The 14,384-nt window shown below is 72.3% G+C and carries 12 protein-coding genes and 1 riboswitch; of the genes, 9 read left to right on the forward strand and 3 right to left on the reverse strand.

Annotated elements, in window-relative coordinates; genetic code table 11:
• Positions 1-11: 11 nt before the first annotated feature.
• A complete protein-coding gene (locus tag ACFO0C_RS10445; RefSeq protein ID WP_378066382.1) occupies positions 12-785 on the reverse strand; it encodes an exodeoxyribonuclease III in 774 nt (257 codons plus the stop codon).
• 83 nt (positions 786-868) lie between these two features.
• On the opposite strand from ACFO0C_RS10445, the gene ACFO0C_RS10450 reads away from it, so the two are divergent.
• On the forward strand, positions 869-1,510 hold the full coding sequence (locus ACFO0C_RS10450) for a hypothetical protein (protein WP_378066383.1): 642 nt from the start codon (positions 869-871) through the stop codon (positions 1,508-1,510).
• Positions 1,511-1,514: 4 nt separating this feature from the next.
• On the opposite strand, the gene ACFO0C_RS10455 is transcribed toward ACFO0C_RS10450, so the two are convergent.
• Together ACFO0C_RS10455 and ACFO0C_RS10460 are read right to left on the reverse strand one after the other, a co-directional pair.
• The gene (locus tag ACFO0C_RS10455; protein WP_378066384.1) at positions 1,515-3,854 is read right to left on the reverse strand and encodes a putative bifunctional diguanylate cyclase/phosphodiesterase; all 2,340 of its coding nucleotides are present in this window, start codon (positions 3,852-3,854) and stop codon (positions 1,515-1,517) included.
• Between the two features lie 29 nt (positions 3,855-3,883).
• Complete coding sequence (locus ACFO0C_RS10460) at positions 3,884-4,690, reverse strand: universal stress protein (RefSeq protein ID WP_378066385.1); 807 nt, start codon at positions 4,688-4,690, stop codon at positions 3,884-3,886.
• 173 nt (positions 4,691-4,863) lie between these two features.
• Here ACFO0C_RS10460 and ACFO0C_RS10465 point away from each other — a divergent pair, with 173 nt between their 5' ends.
• The 8 genes from ACFO0C_RS10465 (at position 4,864) to ACFO0C_RS10500 (ending at position 14,381) form a co-directional block, all read left to right on the forward strand.
• On the forward strand, positions 4,864-6,147 hold the full coding sequence (locus ACFO0C_RS10465) for a citrate synthase (RefSeq protein ID WP_378066386.1): 1,284 nt from the start codon (positions 4,864-4,866) through the stop codon (positions 6,145-6,147).
• Positions 6,148-6,262: 115 nt separating this feature from the next.
• Positions 6,263-7,900 (forward strand): gluconokinase, encoded by a 1,638-nt coding sequence (locus ACFO0C_RS10470; protein WP_378066387.1) that lies wholly within the window; start codon positions 6,263-6,265, stop codon positions 7,898-7,900.
• 95 nt (positions 7,901-7,995) lie between these two features.
• Positions 7,996-8,487 carry a SigE family RNA polymerase sigma factor gene (locus tag ACFO0C_RS10475; protein WP_378066388.1) on the forward strand — a complete coding sequence of 164 codons (492 nt, stop codon included), beginning with the start codon at positions 7,996-7,998 and terminating at the stop codon, positions 8,485-8,487.
• Positions 8,484-9,317: a hypothetical protein gene (locus tag ACFO0C_RS10480; protein WP_378066389.1), complete on the forward strand. Its 834-nt coding sequence runs from the start codon at positions 8,484-8,486 to the stop codon at positions 9,315-9,317. Before ACFO0C_RS10475 ends, ACFO0C_RS10480 begins: the two co-directional genes overlap by 4 nt.
• A gap of 34 nt (positions 9,318-9,351) precedes the next feature.
• A riboswitch (cobalamin riboswitch) is annotated at positions 9,352-9,469 on the forward strand.
• Between the two features lie 33 nt (positions 9,470-9,502).
• The gene (locus ACFO0C_RS10485; protein ID WP_378066390.1) at positions 9,503-11,851 is read left to right on the forward strand and encodes a VWA domain-containing protein; all 2,349 of its coding nucleotides are present in this window, start codon (positions 9,503-9,505) and stop codon (positions 11,849-11,851) included.
• Positions 11,852-12,055: 204 nt separating this feature from the next.
• On the forward strand, positions 12,056-12,655 hold the full coding sequence (cobO, locus tag ACFO0C_RS10490) for a cob(I)yrinic acid a,c-diamide adenosyltransferase (RefSeq protein WP_378066391.1): 600 nt from the start codon (positions 12,056-12,058) through the stop codon (positions 12,653-12,655).
• Positions 12,649-13,989 carry a cobyrinate a,c-diamide synthase gene (locus ACFO0C_RS10495; protein WP_378066392.1) on the forward strand — a complete coding sequence of 447 codons (1,341 nt, stop codon included), beginning with the start codon at positions 12,649-12,651 and terminating at the stop codon, positions 13,987-13,989. Before cobO ends, ACFO0C_RS10495 begins: the two co-directional genes overlap by 7 nt.
• Positions 13,986-14,381 carry a cobalamin biosynthesis protein gene (locus tag ACFO0C_RS10500; RefSeq protein WP_378066393.1) on the forward strand — a complete coding sequence of 132 codons (396 nt, stop codon included), beginning with the start codon at positions 13,986-13,988 and terminating at the stop codon, positions 14,379-14,381. The genes ACFO0C_RS10495 and ACFO0C_RS10500 overlap by 4 nt, the downstream gene beginning before the upstream one ends.
• Positions 14,382-14,384: the final 3 nt, after the last annotated feature.

A 14,384-nucleotide genomic window follows, 5' to 3' on the forward strand; every position in this document is an offset into this window, starting at 1 on the left:
TGCATTCGTTTTCAGTCGGTCAGATCAACCACGATCGGGGCGTGGTCGGAGGGGCCTTTGCCCTTGCGGGCCTCGCGGTCGACGTACGCGTCGGACACCCGCCCGGCCACCTCGGCGCTGCCGTAGACCAGATCGATGCGCATGCCCTTGTTCTGGTGGAACATCCCCGCGCGATAGTCCCAGTAGGTGAAGGGGTGGTCGCCCTTGAGCGGCCGTGCCGGCACGTCGGCGAGCCCGATGTCCCGGATCGCGGCGAGGGCGGCCCGTTCCGGCGGCGTCACGTGGGTGGATCCGGCGAAGACCGTGACGTCCCACACATCGGCGTCGGTGGGGGCCACGTTGTAGTCGCCGGCCACCACCAGCGGGCCGGCCGCCAGGTCGGGGACCAGGGCGTCGCGGAGGGCGGCCAGCCACTGGAGCTTGTAGGTGTAGTGCGGGTCCTCCGGGGTGCGGCCGTTCGGCACGTACACCGACATGAAACGGATCCCGCCGCACCGGGCGCTGACGGCCCGCGCCTCCGGACCGGGGTACCCGGGTTCCCCGGCGAATCCGTGGCGCACGTCGTCGAGGCCGATCCGGGAGAGGATCGCCACACCGTTCCAGCGGCCCTGGCCGTACGCGGCCGTCCCGTATCCCAGCTCGGCGACCTCCTTCTCCGGGAAGCCGTCCGCGGCGACCTTGGTCTCCTGCAGGCACACGACGTCGGGGGCGGTGCCGGCCAGCCAGTCGAGCAGGCGGGGCAGCCGGGCCTTGACCGAGTTGACGTTCCAGGTCGCGAAGCGCATACCCGCTTTCTACCCGGTGAATTGCCGGAGTTGCCCGCACGGGGCCGGGGTCCCTGGAAGGTTTGTCTGCGAGAGGGGGCGACATGCGCTTGGAGATCATGCCCGAGCTGCCGGCCGAGCTGCTCGACGAGTCCTGGGAGTTCTACAAGGACTGCTTCAGTGACCTGCGGTTTCTCGCGATCAACCGGCATCTGATGTACCGGAGCGAGTTCGACGAGGTGATGGCCGACAAACGGATCGGCAAATACGTGGCGCTGGACGACGAGGACGGCGCGGTGATCGGCATGGGCACGCTGACCAACGAACTGGAGTCGATCCCGCTGATCTCGGCGGACTACTTCCAATACCACTTCCCCGAGCTGTACGAGCAGCGCCGCCTGTTCTACTGCCTGTTCGCCGGTTCCGCGCTGGGCCATCGGGGCCAGGGTGTCTTCGTCGCGCTGCAGCGGGCCATGTACGCCCCGATCGGCGAGGTGGACGGCAAGGTGTTCTTCGACATCTGCTCGTTCAACGAGGAACGCCACCAGCTGCCCCGGATGATCGCGGTGATCCTGAGCCGGGCCGCCGAGGCCGGCCGGGCGCAACCGACCAGGCTGGACGCCCAGTCGTTCTGGATGTACGAGTTCCCGAAGAGCGACGCCCCGTTCCGGCGGGAGGAGCGGCGTTCCGGCTACAACCGGGGCCGTCCGGACGGTGGCTCGGACCGTCGCGTCGCCCGGGTCTGAGACCTCACTGCGGCCGGCGGCGGTGCCGCCGGCCCGCGGCCGGGTCCGCGGCGATCGCCGGGGCCTCCGCCGACTGGATGATCGCGTCCCGCCAGCGCTGCGCGAACTCATCGGCCGGCACCGCGGCGCCCCAGAGCCAGCCCTGGCCGTTGACCACCCCGACCGCCCACAGCGCCTCCCGCTGCAGCGGTGTCTCGACTCCCTCGGCGATCACCGAGAGCCCGAGGGCGTGGCTCATCGCGACGACCGCGCGGACGATCTCGTCGTCCTCGTGGTTGACACCGAGGCCGGTCACGAACGAGCGGTCGATCTTGACGCCGGTGACCGGGAAACGACGGAGGTAGCCCAGGGCCGAGAAACCCGTGCCGAAGTCGTCGACGAGCAGCTTCACCCCGAGTTCGCGCAGTTCGAAGAGGACCCGCGAGGTGACGCTGGAGCCGTCCACCATCACCGACTCGGTCATCTCCAGGGCCACGCAGTGCGCGGGTACGCCGTACCGCAGCATCTCGCCGGAGACGATCAGCGGCAGTTCCGGGTCGGACAGCTGGCGCGGCGACACGTTGATCGACAGGTAGAAGTCCTCGCTGACACTGCCCTCCGAACGCCACACGCCGAGCTGGCGCAGTGCCTCCTTGCGCACCCAGGTGCCGATCGCGTTGATCAGGCCGGCGTCCTCGGCGATCGGGATGAACGTCATCGGCGGGATCGGCCCGCGCTCCGGGTGCACCCAGCGGACCAGCGCCTCGGCGCCGAGCGGGACACCGGTGTCCAGGCGCACCAGGGGCTGGTAGGCCACGTACAACTGCTCGTCGGCGAGCGCCTGCCGCAACGCCACCTCCAGCTCGATCCGTTCGCGGACCTGGGCGTGCATGCTGGTGTCGAAGATGGTGGACCGGCCCGGGCCCTCGCCCTTGGCCCGGTACATCGCGGTGTCGGCGTCGCGCATCAGCGCCTCGGCGGTGACCGCGGCGTTCACCGGATCGGCGGCCGCGTGCGAGATGCCGATCGACGCGCTGATCACCACGTCGTGGTCGCGGACCGGGAACGGCCGGGAGAAGCAGCCGCGGATGTCGTCGACCAGGCGCAGCGCCCCGCCCTTCTCACCGATGAAGGCGAGCAGGAACTCGTCGCCGCCGACCCGGGCGACCGGGATGGCGATCGGGACGGCCGCCCGCAGCCGCCGTCCCACCTCGATGACCAGCTGGTCACCGGTGTCGTGACCCCACGAGTCGTTGACCCACTTGAAGCCGTCCAGGTCGAGCATGTAGACCCAGACCCGGTCGTGGCCCTCCGGGTCGACGACCGTGACGAGGCGCGCCACCTCCGACGACATGGACTGCCGGTTGGGCAGCCCGGTCAGCGGGTCGTGGGTGGCCTGGTGCTCCGAGCGCAACTGGGCGGCGACCTGGGCGCGGACCGCGGAGATGGCCCGGACCAGCAGCAGCACCACCGACAGCGCGCCGGCCAGGGCGATCAGGACCCGGGCGGTGGTCGACGCCGAGACGTGGGTCGGCAGCAGGGCGAACGGCACGGCCAGGGCCGGCAGCAGCAGCGACAGGCGTGGCCACGACCAGGCCTGGGCGGGCAGTTTCGCGGCCCGGCCCATGTCCACCACCGACGGGTGCAGCGCGGCCACCCCGAGAGCGGTGTAGGCGAGCATGAACGGCACGTTGAGCAGCGGTGACGCGTACACCTTGCCGTCGGTGCCCTCGATCGCGTAGGCCAGGTCGCCGATGAAGATGCCGGTCATCATGACGAGCAGCCCGATCAGGCTGACCGGCCAGTGCTTCGCGGTGAAGGTGAGGTTCACCATCAGCAGCACGACCATCACGTCGAACAGCGGATACATGCCCTGGATGACCGAGAGCAGCGGCTCCCGGCCGGGGACCTCGGCGGCGGGCAGGGCCAGGAGCAGGGCGCTCGCGACGCCGGCGGACATGCAGACGGTCAGGCCGTCCAGCGCGGCGTGCCGGTCGAGACTGCCTCGCCGGTGCAGGAGGATCAGCACGAACGCGCCGAGCAGGAGGTAGCCGCTGAACGAGGCGATGTCGGCGAGCAGCGGCCAGGGCATGGCCATCTCGGTGACCGTCGGCCGGATCAGCACGCCGACCATGAACAGGATCGCGGCGGCGGCCATCGACCGCCAGGCCTCCGGCGGTTCGGCACCCCAGCGCAGCGGACCGATCACGCAGGCGGCCATGACGAGGATGGCCAGCAGGGCGAACGACGCGTCAGCGATCGCCGAGGACGGGAAGAGTGTGTAGAGACCCGTGGCGATGATCCCGATCACGGCCAGGATCTGCCAGAGCCGGCGGGCGATTCCCGGCGGGAGTACCGATCGCACCGGGCATTCCTCCCGTACAGCCCGAAGACCTATGTATGCGTCAACGGTAGCAATACGGGCACCGCGTCACCGGGCTTCACGAAACCTGCCGGTCGGCGCGCACCGTGCACGAAGACCGCCGGACCGGCCGCCCGGCGCAGCACCTCCTCGGCGACCGTGCCGAGCCTCCCGGCCGCGTTCGGCCCCCGCGGGCCGAGCACGAGGAGACCGGCCCGGCGCGACATGCGGACCAGCGTGGTCCCGGCCGGACCGATCAGGACCCTGCGGTGTACGGCCACCGCGCCCGCCCGCGCCACCGCCTCATCGAGCACCCGCTCCCCGTCGGCCTCCCGTCCGGGCCCGGTGACGTGCACCGCGTGCGCGATCCCGCCCCGCCGCCCGGCCGCCTCCACCGCGAACCGCAGCGCCAGCGCGGCGTAGGGCGAACCGTCGACGGCCGCCACCACCGGCCCGGACGGGGTCCGCTGGGCCCGGGCCACCGCCACCGGGCACCAGGCCCGCGCCACCACCTCGACCAGCGGGCCGCCCACGACCACCAGGACGGCGCCCCTGCTCAGGCGCAGAAGTACCCGCCCGGGAGGGCCATCCACCAGTTGCGGCCGCGCGTCGACCCCGGGTGTGGAACGCTGAGCTGCGGAGACCGCCTCCTCGACCAGATGCGAGGCACTCCGCCGGGCCGGGCCCCAGCCGGCGTCGCCGGGCCCGGTGAAAGCGTGCACCACCTGCAACACCCGTCCGCGGGAGCACGCCTCCCGCGCGGCTAGGCGGACCGCGGCCGCGTCGGTCACCGGGTCGCCGATCCCCACGACGACGGGTCCCTGACTCGGGATCTGCATGGGCCCTCCCGTAACGAAGTCGCAATATACCGACCATTGTCTATGGCGCAACGACCCATACGTACTGGTGACCAATGCCTCAACAGGTGGCCACCTGATGACCCATTCAGGTTGAGGGTTTACGGTGAACGGCAAAATCCTTGGGACATCTGCCGGTGAAGTGAGGGAAATACATGACGGATGTCAAGCTCGACCACCCTGGTGGTCAGTTGTCGATGGCGGTCACGAAGGCCGTCGACGGTCCGGGCGGCATCGACGTCAGTGCTCTGCTGAAGGAGACCGGTTACGTAACCCTCGATCAGGGTTTCGTGAACACCGCGTCGACCAAGTCGGCGATCACTTACATCGACGGTGACCAGGGCATCCTGCGGTACCGCGGGTACCCGATCGAGCAGCTCGCCGAGAAGAGCACCTTCCTGGAGGTCTCCTACCTCCTGATGAACGGGGAGCTGCCCACCGCCGCGCAGCTGCAGGACTTCGCGGACAAGATCCGGGTGCACACGCTGCTGCAGGAGGAGATGCGCACCTTCTTCTCCAGCTTCCCGCGCAACGCGCACCCGATGTCGGTGCTGTCGTCGGCGGTCACCGCGCTGTCCACGTTCTACCAGGACGCGCTCGACCCGCTCGACTCCGAGCAGGTCGATATCTCCGCAATCCGCCTGATGGCGAAACTTCCGACGATCGCGGCGTACACGTACAAGAAGTCCATCGGCCACCCGCTGCCGTACCCGGACAACTCGCTGGACTACGTCGAGAACTTCCTGCGCCTGACGTTCGGCCTGCCGACCGTCCAGTACCACGTCGACCCCAAGGTCGCGAAGATCCTGGACATGCTGTTCATCCTGCACGCCGACCACGAGCAGAACTGCTCGACCTCGTCGGTGCGCCTGGTCGGCTCCTCGCAGGCCAACCTGTTCGCCTCCATCTCGGCCGGCATCGGCGCCCTCTCGGGCCCGCTGCACGGTGGTGCCAACGCGGCCGTCCTCGAGATGCTCGAGCAGATCCGCAAGGACGGCGGAGACGTCAACTCGTTCGTCACTCGCGTGAAGAACAAGGAAAAAGGCGTCAAGCTCATGGGCTTCGGCCACCGGGTCTACAAGAATTACGACCCGCGCGCCGCCATCGTGAAGAAGGCGGCCCAGGAGATGCTGTCGACTCTCGACAAGCCCGATCCGCTGCTGGAGATCGCGTTCAAGCTCGAGGAGATCGCGCTCTCCGACGAGTACTTCATCTCCCGCAAGCTGTACCCGAACGTCGATTTCTACACCGGCCTGATCTACAAGGCCATGAATTTCCCGACCGACATGTTCACGGTGCTGTTCGCTATCGGTCGGCTGCCCGGCTGGATCGCGCAGTACCGCGAGATGATGGTCGACCCGGCCAACAAGATCGGCCGCCCGCGGCAGATCTACACCGGGTCGCCGGTCCGGGATTTCGTCCCGGTCGAGCAGCGCTGATCCATCGGCACGTCCGTGAACGCCCCGCCGGTTTCCCACCGGTGGGGCGTTCACGTTTCGGCCCCGCCGGGCATGAAAGGCTTCGCACACGTCTCGGTACGGCGGGAGGACACGCATGGACGTCGTGATCGGTATCGACACCGGGACCACCTCGACCAAGGGGATAGCAGCCGGTCCCGGCGGTGAGATCCGCGCCCTGACCAGCGTCCACTACCCGCTGTCGGTCCCCGGTCCGGGCCGTGCCGAGCTCGACCCGGCGGCACTGACCGACGCCGCGGTCAAGGTGCTCACCGACGTCGCCGCCGACTGCCGCGACAACGGTGACCGGGTGATCGCGATCGGTCTCAGCTCGTTCCTGCACGCGCTGGTGCCGATGGACGCCGGCGGCAAGCCGCTGGGCCCGGTGGTGACCTGGGCCGACAACCGGTCCGGCGCCCAGAGCGAGCGGATCGCCGCCGACGGCCGCGGCCGCCGCCTGCAGGCCCGCACCGGCACCCCCGTGCACCCGATGTCCCCGCTCACCAAACTCGCCTGGTGGGCCGAGGACGATCCGGGCACGCTGCGGGCCACCGCTCGCTGGGGTGGCGTCAAGGAGCTGGTCGTCGCGGCGCTCACCGGTGGGCCGTTCCTCGTCGACCTGTCGATCGCCTCCGGGACCGGCCTCTACGACATCCACTCCCGGCGCTGGGACGACGAGGCGCTGGGCCTGGCCGGGATCCGCCCGGAGCAGCTCGCCGAGGTCGTGCCCACCACCCACGCGCTGCGACTGCACGCCGACGTCGCCGCCGCGGCGGGACTGCCCCGCGACGTCCCGCTGATCATCGGCGCCGCCGACGGGCCGCTGGCCAACCTCGGGGTCGGCGCCACCCCGCCCGGTGTCGGGGCGGTGTCGCTCGGCACCAGCGGCGCGCTGCGTACCGTCGTCGGCCGCCCGACCGGCGACGAGGCCGGCCGCCTGTTCTGCTACGCCCTCACCGAGGACCGCTGGGTGATCGGTGGCGCGGTCAACAACGCCGGCTCGGTGGTCCGCTGGGCCGGCCAGGCGTTCTTCCCCGACGCCGGCTCCGGTTCGGGTTCCGGCTCCGGCTCCGGCTCGGGCTCCGGCTCGGGCTCGGGCTCCGGCTCGGGCTCGGGCTCGGGCTCGGGCTCGGGTGAGGATGCCGATGACCGGGACGCGCGGCTGCTGGAGGAGGCCGCCGGGATCACCGCCGGCAGTGAGGGCCTGCTCTGCCTGCCCTACCTGCTCGGCGAGCGTGCCCCCTGGTGGCGGCCCGGGCTCCGTGGTGGCTACCTCGGTCTGCGCCGAGAGCACGGCCGCCCGCACCTGGTCCGCGCCGCCGTCGAGGGTGTCTGCCAGCAGCTCGCCCTGGTCCGCGACTCGTTCGACGCCGAGGGCTGCCCGCTCACCGAGATCCGGGCCACCGGCGGAGCCGCCGCCTCACCACTGTGGGTGAGCGTGCTCGCGTCGGCCCTCGACCTGCCGGTGACCGTCGCCGACGTGCCCGAGGGCACCGCACTGGGCGCCTGCCTGCTCGCCCGGCACGCCCTCGGCGAGCTGCCCGACCTGGACCGTGCCGCCGCCCTCGTCCCGACCGGCCGGCCGACCCGCCCCGACCCGGAGGACGCCGACCTCTACCGGCGGCTGCGTCCCCTGGTGGAGAAATCCGCCCTGGCCGTCCTCGACATCGTCGCCGAACTCGACAGCCTCGCCCCCGAACCCCTCCCCGGTACCGAGAAGGCGGTCGGTAGCTGATCTTCCCGGCCGGGATCGTGCAACCCTGTCCGGCGGGTGCGGCGTCGTACGCGTGACACTGCCTCTCGCCCACCGGAGGGAACACCTTGTCCCGAGTGGACGACCATGAGTTCCGCGAGTTCGCGGAGCAGCGGATGGAACGGTGGCGACGGTCCGCCTTCCTGATGTGCTCCGACTGGCACACCGCCGACGACATCGTGTCGATGACCGTGGCCAAGCTGTACCGGCACTGGCGGGACGTGCGTGCGGCCGCCAACCCGGACGCGTACGCCCAGAAGGTCCTGACCCGGACCTGGCTGAGCGAGCGACGCCGCCCCTGGCGGCGCGCCGAGCGTGCCGCCGAGATCCTGCCCGACCACCCGGTCGACGCCGTCGACCGGGTCACCGACCGCACCTCCCTGGCCGCGCTGCTCGCGTCGCTCGGGCCACGCCAGCGGGCCGTGCTGATCCTGCGGTTCTACTTCGACTACTCGGCCGAGCAGACCGCCGAGATCCTGGACATCTCCGTCGGCACCGTGAAGAGCCAGAGCGCCCGTGGCCTCCAGACGCTGCGCGGCGGATTCCTCGCCGAAGGAAGGCCATCGTGAGCAAGCATCTCTTCGACGAGCTCGTCGCGGACGCCCCGGCCAGCACCGTCGACGTTCCCGCGATCATCCGGCGGGAGAGACGCCGCCGGACCGGCCTGCGACTCGGCGGGGTCGCCGCCGTGATCGTGGCCGTCGCCGCCGCCGGAACGCTGCTGATCCCGGAGCCGCCGCGCGTACCGCTCGCGATGCCGCCCACCCCGGAGGTGTCGGCCTCCACCGTGCCGGACGGGTTCCGCCTGGTCGCGGACGGTCAGGAGTCAGCCGAGGCGACCGCGCGCCGGCTGCGGTCCGCCCTCGGTGAGGCGGTCCGCGACGTCGCGCCGGACGCCCACTGGCTCCGGCTGGAGGGTACCGACGCGGGTCCGGCGCCCGACGGGCAGCCGCCGAACTTCGCCTTCCGCGGGTCCGGCGTCCCCACCCAGCAGGTCTTCTGGGGGGCGCAGGGTATCGAGGCCGGCGGCCGTACCGGCGAGCTGAGCGTGGAGATCCTCTCCTTCGAACCGTGCACCGACCTGACCGACGCCGAGTGCCGCAAGCAGCAGAAGTTCAAGGACAACTACCGGCTGATGCGGGAACGGGCGGTCACCTGCGAGCCGAACGAGTGGCAGCGCTCGTGCACCCAGGGCGACCGGCGGATCGCGTACACCACCTACCACCCGAACCAGCGCATGCTGACCCACTACGTCGTCATCGAACTGGCCGACGGGCGCGTCCTGCAGATGCAGACCTTCAACCTCTTCGCGGGCAGCCCGGCCCAGAAGGAGACACCGCTCACACCCGGCCAGCTCGACGGCATCGCGACGACCCTGGCGGCGCGCATCCTGCCGTGACGGACCCCGCGTTGACGGGTCACCGGCCGGTAGGAAAGAGTGACCGGCGAGCGGTAGCGGAGGAACCCGGTGCGAATCCGGGACGGTCCCGCCACTGTGACCGGACACCATTTCCGGGAGCCAGGAACTCCGGCCGCTCGTGACAACCGACGCGCGGGCGTGGACACCCGCCGGAAGGGATCCTGGTGACGACTCCGTACCCGTTCTCGGCCGTGGTGGGCCTCGACGACCTGCGCCTCGCCCTGCTGCTGACCTCGGTGTCACCGGCCGTCGGCGGCGTGCTCGTCCGAGGCGAGAAAGGCACCGCCAAGAGCACCGTGGTCCGCGCCCTGGCCGGCCTGTTGCCGCAGGTGGAGGTTGTGCACGGCTGCCGGTTCGCCTGCGACCCGGCAGCGCCCGACCCCGGCTGCCCCGACGGCCCGCACACACCCGGCGGGCCGTCGGCGGCGCGGGCCGCCAGCCTCGTCGAGCTGCCGGTCGGCGCCACCGAGGACCGGGTCGTCGGCACCCTCGACCTCCAGCGGGCGCTCAGCGACGGCGTCAAGGCGTACGAGCCGGGCCTGCTCGCCGCCGCCCACCGCGGGGTGCTCTACGTCGATGAGGTCAACCTGCTCCCCGATCACCTCGTCGACCTGCTCCTCGACGCCGCCGCGATGGGCCGCGCCCACGTCGAGCGCGACGGCGTGTCGGTCAAACACGCCGCCCGGTTCCTGCTCGTCGGCACCATGAACCCGGAGGAGGGCGAGCCCCGCCCTCAGCTCGTCGACCGGTTCGGCCTGGTCGTCACGGTCGCCGCGCCGCGCGACGCGACCCAGCGGGCCGAGGTGGTCCGGCGGCGGCTCGCCTACGAGGCCGATCCCGTCGCGTTCGCCGCCCGGTTCGACGAGCACGAGCGTGAGTACGCGGCCCGGATCGCCGCGGCCCGCGCCGTGCTGCCGTCCGTCCGGCTGCCCGACGCCGAACTCGACCGCATCGCCCGGGTCTGCCTCGCCTACGGTGTCGACGGCATGCGTGCCGACATCGTCGTGGCCCGATGCGCTGTCGCCCTCGCCGCCTGGCACGGCCGCGACCGGGTCACCGCCGGCGACGTCGCCGACGCGGCCCGGCTCGCCCTCCCGCACCGCCGGCGCACCGATCCGCTCGACCCACCCGGCACCGACGAGCAGAAACTCGACGAGGCCCTGGCCGAGGCCGAACGCCAGGCCGAAGAGGACCGCGCCGCTGCCTCCTCCTCCTCCTCCTCCTCCTCCTCCTCCGACGACGAGGACGAGGACGAGGACGAGGACGATCCGGATCCCGACGGTCCTGACGGACCCGACGGTGGTGACGGCCCGCGAGACGGCGGCGGACCTTCCCACCCCTCCAGCGGTACGGACGACAGCCGGCCCCCACACGGCGACTCCGCCACGCCGCCCCCGCCGGCCCCGGGCCTCGCCGACGCCCCGCCGCAGTCGCCGCCCTCTTCTTCTTCTTCCTCCTCCTCCGACGACTCGCAGCCGCCCGGTGACGCGCGCCCGTCCGGCGCGGTAGCCGCCGCGGGCACCGCCTACCGCCCGCGCACGCTGCGCATCTCCGCCCGAGGCGAGGGCGGCCACGCCGGTCGCCGTTCCCCGGCTTTCGCCCGCCGCGGCCGCGTAGTCGGAAGCCGCCCCCCACAGGGCAAACTCTCCGGCGCCCCACACCTCTTCGCCACCCTCCGAGCCGCTCTCGACCGAGCCGCTCTCGACCGAGCCGCTCTCGACCGAGCCGCTCTCGACCGTGTTGCGGTTGACGGCGCCGCTCTCGATCGTGTCGCGGTTGGTGGCGCCGGTCTCGATCGTGTCGCTCCCGACCGCGCGGTGCTCGCCGGCGGCGGGACTGCTGTGGCGCGGGGGAGTGCCTCGCCGGCGCGGGCGCTGCGGGTGTTGCCGCGCGACCTGCGGGAGTCGGTTCATGTCGGGCGCGAGGCGAACCTGGTGCTGTTCGTCGTGGACGCCTCGGGATCGATGGCCGCCCGCAAGCGGATGACACTCGTCAAGACGGCGGTGCTGTCGCTGCTGCGGGACGCCTACCAGCGGCGCGACCGGATCGGGATGATCACGTTCCGGGGCGCCGACGCCGATGTGGTGCTGCCGCCCACCTCCAGTCACGAGGTCGGCGTGCAGCGTCTGGCCGCGTTGCGGACCGGCGGTCGCACCCCGCTGGCCGCCGGCCTGCGGGCGGCCGCCGCCACGATCGCCACCGAGCGCCGCCGCGACCCTCGCCGCCGGCCGCTGCTGATCATCGTCACCGACGGCCGGGCGACGAGTGGCCCGGACCCGTTGCGCCTGGCGCCGATGTTCTCCGGCGTGGCGAGTGTGGTCGTCGACTGCGAGTCCGGGCCGATCCGTCTGGGCCTGGCCCGCAGGCTGGCCGCCGCCCTGAACGCCGACGTCATGCCCCTCGACCAGCTCGAAGCCGCCACCGTCCGCCGGACCCCGGCCCCGGTCACCGGCCGCGACGGCGTCTCGGCCGTGGCGTCCCCCGGCGATCGTGCCTACCGCCGGGCCGCTTGACCCGGCCCATCACGTGGCAACTCGCGGCGTGAACCGGACCGTGGGGCGCGGATCGGACCGTAGGTCACCACGTGGGGTGGGGTCCGAGGCCGGCTGGGGGGTGGAGGGTGAGGGGCGTGAGCCGCGCCGAGCCCGTGTGCCGGAAGAGGCGGGACGGCTTCGGCTTCGGCGGGAGCGGTGGCCGTACCGGAAAGGGAGGTTTTTGTGCCGCAAGGGAAAGTGACCAGTGTGCCCCAGGACGGGCTGACGACACGCCAGCGTCGGCGGCAGGCGGTGTTCGCCGTGCACACCGGGCCCGGCAAGGGGAAGTCGACGGCCGCGTTCGGGATGGCGCTGCGGGCGTGGAGCGCGGGCTGGCCGATCGGCGTGTTCCAGTTCGTGAAGTCGGAGAAGTGGAAGGTGGGCGAGGAGGCCGCGCTCAAGGCTCTCGGCGGGGCCGGTGGGGCCCCCGTCACCTGGCACAAGATGGGTGAGGGCTGGTCCTGGATCCAGCGGGCCGGCACCGAGCGCGACCACGCCGTGGAGGCCGCCGAGGGCTGGGCGCAGATCAAGCGGGACCTGGCCGCCGAGACGTTCAAGTTCTACGTGCTGGACGAGTTCACCTATCCGATGAAGTGGGGCTGGGTGGACGTCGCCGACGTGGTCGAGACCCTGGCGAACCGGCCGGGCACCCAGCACGTGGTGATCACCGGCCGGGACGCGCACCCGGATCTGATCGCGGCCGCCGACCTGGTGACCGAGATGACCAAGGTGAAGCACCCGATGGACGCGGGCCGCAAGGGACAGCAGGGCATTGAATGGTGAACCGGATCGTCATCGCGGCTCCGGCCAGCGGGCACGGTAAGACGACCGTCGCCACCGGGCTGCTGGCGGCGTTCGCGCGGCGCGGGACGCGGGTGGCGCCGTTCAAGGTGGGGCCGGACTACATCGACCCGGGCTATCACGCGCTCGCCGCCGGCCGGCCGGGTCGCAACCTGGACCCGGTGATGGTGGGTGAGCACCTGGTCGGGCCGCTGTTCGCGCACGGGTCGGCGGGCGCCGACCTGGCGATCGTCGAGGGCGTCATGGGGCTCTACGACGGGCGGACCGGTGCCGGGGAGAGCGGGTCGACCGCGCAGGTCGCGGGCCTTCTCGACGCTCCGGTGATCATGGTGGTGGACGCGGCGGCGCAGGGCCGGTCGATCGCGGCGCTGGTGCACGGGTTCCGCAGTTTCGGCAACGTGCGGATGGCCGGGGTGATCCTCAACCGGGTCGGTTCGGACCGGCACGAGCAGATCCTGCGGGACGCCTGCGAGGAGGTCGGCACCCCGGTGCTGGGCGCGCTGCGGCGGGCCGACGCGGTCGCCGCGCCGTCGCGTCACCTCGGGCTGGTGCCGGCGGCCGAACGCCGGGCCGAGGCGCTTGCCTCGGTCGAGGCCATGGCCGATCTGATCGCGGCGTCGGTCGATCTGGACGCGGTGGTCGCGGTGGCCCGGTCGGCGGCACCTTTCACGGCGACGCCGTGGACCCCGATCAGCGCGGACCCGGTGCCGGGTGGTCCGGTCGTCGCGGTCGCCGGTGGTCCGGCTTTCTCCTTCTCGTACGCCGAGACGACCGAACTGCTGACCGGGGCGGGCGCGACGGTCGTCCCGTTCGACCCGTTGCACGACCGGTCGCTGCCGCCGGGGACCCGCGCGATCGTGGTCGGCGGCGGTTTCCCCGAGGTGCACGCCGCGGCCCTCTCCGAGAACGTGGAACTGCGTGCCGACGTGGCGAGGTTCGGCGGTGTGATCGCCGCCGAGTGCGCCGGGCTGCTCTGGCTGTGCCGGACCCTCGACGGCCGGCCGATGTGCGGTGTGCTCGACGCCGAGGCGGTGATGACGCCGTCGCTGACCCTCGGCTACCGGGACGCGGTGGCCCTGTCGGACAGCCCGCTCGCCCCGGCCGGGACCCGTGTCACCGGCCACGAGTTCCACCGCACCACCGTGCACCCGCGGTCGGGCCTGCTGCTGTCCCCGGCGGCGGGTGCGGCTTGGGCGTGGCGCGGCGCCGACCCGGAGGGGTTCGCGACCGGTTCGGTGCACGCGTCCTACCTGCACCTGCACTGGGCGGGGGTGCCGTCCCTGGCCCGTAACCTGGTCGCCGCGGCCGCACGGTGATCGCGCTGGGCCTGGGCGCCCGCGGCGGGGTCGCGCTGGCCGGCCCGGTTCGCGTCGCGCTGGCCGGGGCCGGTGTCCGGCCCGCCGACGTCGGGGTGCTCGCGACCCTGGACCGGCTGGCCGCCGAGCGGCGGTTCCGGGATCTGGCCGAGGAGTTCGGGTGGCGGCTGGCCGGGTTCTCCGCGGCGGAGCTGGCGGCCTGCCCGGTGCCGAACCCGAGCGCCCTGGTGGCGGCCGCGACCGGCACCCCGGGTGTGGCCGAGGCGGCGGCGCTGCTGGCCGCCGGGCCCGGATCCGTGCTGATCCTGCCCAAGACCGCCCGGGACGGGGTGACGGTGGCCCTCGCGATGAACCGGCCCGACCCGGCCCGGGCGGGCCGGGCCGGGCAGTGAACG

The organism is Actinoplanes subglobosus, assembly GCF_042650585.1.
Classification (GTDB): Bacteria; Actinomycetota; Actinomycetes; order Mycobacteriales; family Micromonosporaceae; genus Actinoplanes; species Actinoplanes subglobosus.

What these genes read in the sequence shown, in the direction of transcription:
- ACFO0C_RS10445 (WP_378066382.1), bottom strand. Translation starts at nt 785, where the DNA reads ATGCGCTTCGCGACCTGGAACGTCAACTCGGTCAAGGCCCGGCTGCCC.
- ACFO0C_RS10450 (WP_378066383.1), top strand. Translation starts at nt 869, where the DNA reads ATGCGCTTGGAGATCATGCCCGAGCTGCCGGCCGAGCTGCTCGACGAG.
- ACFO0C_RS10460 (WP_378066385.1), bottom strand. Translation starts at nt 4,690, where the DNA reads ATGCAGATCCCGAGTCAGGGACCCGTCGTCGTGGGGATCGGCGACCCG.
- ACFO0C_RS10465 (WP_378066386.1), top strand. Translation starts at nt 4,864, where the DNA reads ATGACGGATGTCAAGCTCGACCACCCTGGTGGTCAGTTGTCGATGGCG.
- ACFO0C_RS10470 (WP_378066387.1), top strand. Translation starts at nt 6,263, where the DNA reads ATGGACGTCGTGATCGGTATCGACACCGGGACCACCTCGACCAAGGGG.
- ACFO0C_RS10495 (WP_378066392.1), top strand. Translation starts at nt 12,649, where the DNA reads ATGGTGAACCGGATCGTCATCGCGGCTCCGGCCAGCGGGCACGGTAAG.